The sequence below is a fragment of the Mesorhizobium sp. M7A.F.Ca.CA.004.12.1.1 genome (genome assembly GCF_003997835.1).
Taxonomy (GTDB): domain Bacteria; phylum Pseudomonadota; class Alphaproteobacteria; order Rhizobiales; family Rhizobiaceae; genus Mesorhizobium.
Window position 1 is genome coordinate 1 of record NZ_RZRK01001169.1, and the last position, 1,368, is coordinate 1,368.

Below are 1,368 nucleotides of genomic sequence, written 5' to 3' on the forward strand. Positions count from 1 at the left end.
GGCCTGCAAGCACTCGGCTAACCCTGGACCCGGGGTGCTGCACCGTAGATGACGTCGGCGCGCTTCTCAAAGGCTTCGGCGAACATGCGGAAGGCGCGATCGAACATGGTCCCCATGACCGCGCCCAGAATACGGCTCTTGAACTCGTAGTCGATGAAGAAGCGGACGGTGCACCCGGCGCCGTCCGCTTCGAAACGCCAGACGTTGCTCAAATATTTGAAGGGCCCGTCGATGTACTTCACGTCGATGGTGTTCTCGGCGGGCTTCAGCAGCACCTGCGTCGTGAAGGTTTCGCGGATCGCCTTGTAGCCGATGCTCATGTCGGCAAGCAGAACCGTGCGCCCGTCACGCTCCTTGCGCGAGCGAACCGTCAGCGCTTCGCAAAGCGGCAGGAATTGCGGATAGGATTCAACATCGGCGACCAGCGCGAACATCTGCTCGGGTGTATGGGATACGCGTCGGGTGGCTTCGAATTTTGGCATGAAACCAGCGGGTTAGGCTGTTTTCTTGAGAATCGCTTCCCGTGCCGCACGCAGCTTGGCGAAATCGTCGCCGGCGTGATGCGACGAACGCGTCAGCGGGCTGGACGCCACCAGCAGGAAACCCTTGGTCCGGCCGATCGTCTCGAAAGATTTAAACTCCTCCGGAGTGACGAAGCGGATCACCGGATGGTGCTTCTTCGACGGCTGCAGGTACTGGCCGATGGTCATGAAGTCGACATTGGCGGACCGCAGATCATCCATCAGCTGCAGGATTTCATTCCGTTCTTCGCCCAGCCCCACCATGATGCCGGACTTGGTGAAGATTGACGGATCGAGCTCCTTGACCCGCTGCAGCAGCCGGATCGAATGGAAATAGCGGGCGCCCGGACGTACCGTCAGATAGTTCGATGGCACGGTTTCGAGATTGTGGTTGAAGACGTCGGGCTTGGCGGCCACGACGATCTCCAGCGCGCCGTCCTTGCGCAGGAAGTCGGGCGTCAGGATTTCGATCGTCGTCAGCGGCGTTGCCGCCCGGATGGCGCGAATGACTTCGGCGAAATGCTGCGCACCGCCATCGGCGAGGTCGTCGCGGTCGACCGAGGTGATGACGACATGGGTCAAGCCCATCTGCTTGACCGCATGCGCGACGCGGGCCGGCTCATCCGGGTCAAGTGCTGTCGGAATGCCGGTGGCGACGTTGCAGAAGGCGCAGGCGCGCGTGCAGATCTCGCCCATGATCATGAAGGTGGCGTGCTTCTTTTCCCAGCATTCGCCGATGTTGGGGCAGCCGGCCTCTTCGCAGACCGTCACCAGCTTGTGCGATTTGACGATTTCGCGCGTTTCGGCATAGCCCTTCGACATCGGCGCCTTGACGCGGATCCAGTCG

At 61.3% G+C, this 1,368-nt stretch carries 2 protein-coding genes; both read right to left on the reverse strand.

Features of this window, described 5'->3' with window-relative positions; translation table 11 throughout:
* Window positions 1–17: 17 nt before the first annotated feature.
* The gene (locus tag EN984_RS34770) at window positions 18–482 is read right to left on the reverse strand and encodes a type II toxin-antitoxin system RatA family toxin (protein WP_127267305.1); all 465 of its coding nucleotides are present in this window, start codon (window positions 480–482) and stop codon (window positions 18–20) included.
* A 12-nt stretch (window positions 483–494) separates the two neighbouring features.
* Window positions 495–1,368 (reverse strand): lipoyl synthase (gene lipA, locus EN984_RS34775; protein ID WP_127384365.1); only part of this gene is annotated, 874 nt, incomplete at its 5' end.